This is a genomic window from Exiguobacterium sp. A1_3_1 (assembly GCF_048985645.1).
Lineage (GTDB): Bacteria > Bacillota > Bacilli > Exiguobacteriales > Exiguobacteriaceae > Exiguobacterium_A > Exiguobacterium_A indicum.
In genome coordinates, this window is record NZ_WBYY01000252.1 from 1 (window position 1) to 3,237 (window position 3,237).

The following is a 3,237-nucleotide window of genomic DNA, read 5'->3' on the forward strand; positions in this document are numbered from 1 at the left end:
TCGGAGATGTGTATAAGAGACAGACCATGTTCCGTCTGGTATGGGAAAACATCAATTCCTACGGACGATGGAATGCCTTGCTCGGATTTCCGAATACGATCTACCGCTCGAACGCCGGTACTTCACGAAACGATTGCAACGTAGTGTACCGTCGACGACGGCGGAGATCCATCTCGGTCACCGGCAGAAAGGAGTGAGCGCATGATTCTCTGGTGGATATTCCTTGCGAGCCTGTTACCGGTTCCGTTCTATCTCGCGCTCGCTCTTCCGGCACTTGCCTTCGTGCCGCATCGTTCGCTTCGCATCGGATTACAGCTACTCGTAGCGGGGTCCTTATATTTCCTCTCTCCCGTAGCTAGCGTCTTAGCGCTCGTCTTCGTCGCCTGGACCGCGTTTCTTGATACGGTCGATTCGCCGTGGCGATACGCTACGAGTGCGATGGTCATCGGCGTCGTGATGGTATTGTTCCCAGGAGTGACACCACCGATTGGCGCATTTTTAATTTTGGTCTTCGTCATTGCGTATCCATTCGTCGTCACGTACATGACAGAATGGCGGCGTATCTTACCGACGATCGCGTTAGTCCTCAGCGCGGGGCTGATCATCGCTGTCGTCTTCCGGCTCACGAAAGAAGCGCTCGTCGGATCCGTCACGAGTGCGATTCGTCCGCTATTTGAAGCATTCGGTTCATTATTCCTTTGGACGGAACCACTTGGTCGAGAAGCGGACACGATGACGAACCGGGCAATGGGGCTAAAGAATATCAAAGGTGTTCAAGACGTGGATCAAGCTGCCGTCCAGGCAGGAACACCGGATTGGATTTGGATCGCAACGACGCTTCTGACCGTGATCTTAGTTGCGGTTACGCTTTATGTCATCCGGAAGCGAAAAGTCATAGCAATCGAAAGAGAACAAACCGTCAAGCACTCCAAGCAGGTACGGGCGCATGCGCCAAAGCGGCATAGTCATCATCCGCTTCTGAAGATTGCCTCTCAACTCGAGCAAGCTTTCCCAAGACGCCATGAAGAGACGACGCTTGAATGGCTGACACGGATCGAGTTCCCGGATGCGTCACCAAACGCGCGTCTGATTGACGGAATCGAGTTCAGTCCAAGTGAACCAGCTTACGACATCCAGACGTTCCGCCGTCAAGTACGGGAACAAATCGAACGTTAACAAAAAGCCCCTGCTCATGGAGCGGGGGCTTCCTCGTCGCATAACGTGCGCATCAATTGGTTGCGTGGTGTCGTCGCAAGACCCCAGTCGCAAATCGCATCAAGTAAGGGAATCAAAGAGATTCCTTTTTCGCTCAAGGCATATTCGACGCGGGGTGGAATCTCCGGGTAAACGGTCCGTGTAATCAAGCCATCTTGTTCGAGTTGTTTCAACTGTTGCGTCAGCGTCTTTGGTGAGACGTCCTGGATATAACGCTCCAGTGTATTAAAACGTACTGTCCCTTCTTCGTGCAGCTCGTACAAGATCATCACTTTCCACTTGCCTTGAATCTGACGCATCGTCGCATCGAACTCATTTAGATACGGCATACCGTCCCCTCCCTTACCAAAAGGTAACCGACTGACCTAAAAGTGCGTACTTCTCGGATTGGTTTCTCTCTGTTATCTTCAATCTATCATATCAAATAAGGAGACGATATCATGAAAACAGGATTCATTGCCATCACAGGTGCCACGTCAGGAATCGGGCATGCGATTGCGCGAACGTTCATTCAGAAAGGGTACCGCGTCTTATTGCTCGGACGACGGATTGACCGTCTGGCGAGCCTTGCTTCAGACGATGTCTTGATTCGCCAAGTCGCAGCCACCGACCGAGTTGCCCTCGATGCTGCTTTAGCAGACGCGACGGAAGCGTTCGGACCGGTCGAAGCGATCATCAACAATGCAGGACGGATGTTACTCGGTCAAATCGAGACGCAAGGAGCGGAAGAATGGGAAGAGATGTTTGACGTCAATGCGCTCGGTGTCTTACACGGGATGCAAGCCGTCCTTCCCTCGATGGTAGAGCGGAAGACCGGTACGATCATCAATATCAGTTCGATTGCCGGTAAAAAGACGTTCGCCGACCACGCCGCATACGTCGGCACGAAATTCGCCGTCCACGCGATGAGTGAGAACGTCCGGGGTGAAGTCGCCTCTCACGGTGTCCGCGTCATGACGATCGCACCAGGAGTCGTCGAGACGGAATTACTCGGTCATACGACAAGTGACGCGATCAAGGACGGCTACAACGAATGGAAACAGTCGATTGACGGTGGTCTCGATCCGCAAGTCGTCGCGGACACCGTCTTATTCGCCTTCGAGCAACCACAACACGTCAATATTCGAGAAATCGTCTTAGCCCCGACGAAACAAGTCGATTGACGAATAATAGACCGAAGCGCTCGGAAATGGATGTACTTCCGAGCGCTTCGGTCTGTTTTCATGTAAGCGTTACTTTATTAGGTGACTCTGTTCAATCGTTTGAAAGATTGATTGATAGATCTTCAGTTGCTCTGAACGATTCGGTCGTTCGATCCCCTCACCGAACAACCAGGTCGTCTCTTGTGTATCGTCATAGAGCATACCAGCCGCAAACGTCGGATTCGGCACCGAGATGCTTTCCTCATAGGAGAGACTCGGATCAAGAAACGGTTCGACGGATTTTTGAGAGCCGATGAAGAAAAACGGAATCTGTGCTTTCCGGTAGACGGTGGCATAGTCACGTCCCGATGCCTGATGTAAGTACTCCGGCATGATCATGACGGCATCGTAACGTCGTAAATCCCTTTTGATATCCTGCAGATCAATCGAGTGGAAGTCCGGGGATTGCGTAAGTACTGGAGCCTTTCCGAAGACAGCGATGGTGAGATCGATGGTACTGGCCTTTGGCGTCAACGTTGTTTTTTTCATCATACATACGGTAAGCAGTAAACTGAGTGCAAGTAAAGTCATGACGGTTCTTTGTCTCATCTGTCCCTCCATGATTTCCTAATATTAGGTCTTTCGCCTAGTTCCTTTATATCATAGAAATGGATGACATTATGTTTTTTCACAATAGGGAAATCGTGCGAATAAAGTAACAACAGGATCCAATAAAAAAAGACTCCCTGAATGGAGTCTCCTTACTTTTCAGCATCGATTTTTGAAGCCTTACGCGCAATGACGACAATAAAGACGATGGCACCGACAGGAATCACGAGCGGCATCCAGTCGAGGATATACCTGTCTCTTATACACATCT

5 protein-coding genes are annotated in these 3,237 nt (G+C 50.7%); 3 read left to right on the forward strand and 2 right to left on the reverse strand.

Annotated features, from left to right (window positions below; all coding sequences use genetic code 11):
• Positions 1 to 40 precede the first annotated feature (40 nt).
• Together F8N00_RS17210 and F8N00_RS17215 are read left to right on the forward strand one after the other, a co-directional pair.
• Positions 41 to 205: a hypothetical protein gene (locus F8N00_RS17210; RefSeq protein WP_421018664.1), complete on the forward strand. Its 165-nt coding sequence runs from the start codon at positions 41 to 43 to the stop codon at positions 203 to 205.
• The gene (locus F8N00_RS17215; protein WP_023468324.1) at positions 202 to 1,176 is read left to right on the forward strand and encodes a hypothetical protein; all 975 of its coding nucleotides are present in this window, start codon (positions 202 to 204) and stop codon (positions 1,174 to 1,176) included. The genes F8N00_RS17210 and F8N00_RS17215 overlap by 4 nt, the downstream gene beginning before the upstream one ends.
• Before the next feature lie 14 nt (positions 1,177 to 1,190).
• Here the strand turns inward: F8N00_RS17215 and F8N00_RS17220 are convergent, their stop codons facing one another.
• On the reverse strand, positions 1,191 to 1,544 hold the full coding sequence (locus tag F8N00_RS17220; protein WP_023468323.1) for a winged helix-turn-helix transcriptional regulator: 354 nt from the start codon (positions 1,542 to 1,544) through the stop codon (positions 1,191 to 1,193).
• Between the two features lie 111 nt (positions 1,545 to 1,655).
• On the opposite strand from F8N00_RS17220, the gene F8N00_RS17225 reads away from it, so the two are divergent.
• Positions 1,656 to 2,378, forward strand: coding sequence for an SDR family oxidoreductase (locus F8N00_RS17225; protein WP_035397359.1), 723 nt, complete (start codon positions 1,656 to 1,658; stop codon positions 2,376 to 2,378).
• A gap of 69 nt (positions 2,379 to 2,447) precedes the next feature.
• Here the strand turns inward: F8N00_RS17225 and F8N00_RS17230 are convergent, their stop codons facing one another.
• A complete protein-coding gene (locus tag F8N00_RS17230) occupies positions 2,448 to 2,966 on the reverse strand; it encodes a hypothetical protein (RefSeq protein WP_421018665.1) in 519 nt (172 codons plus the stop codon).
• Between the last annotated feature and the right edge of the window lie 271 nt (positions 2,967 to 3,237).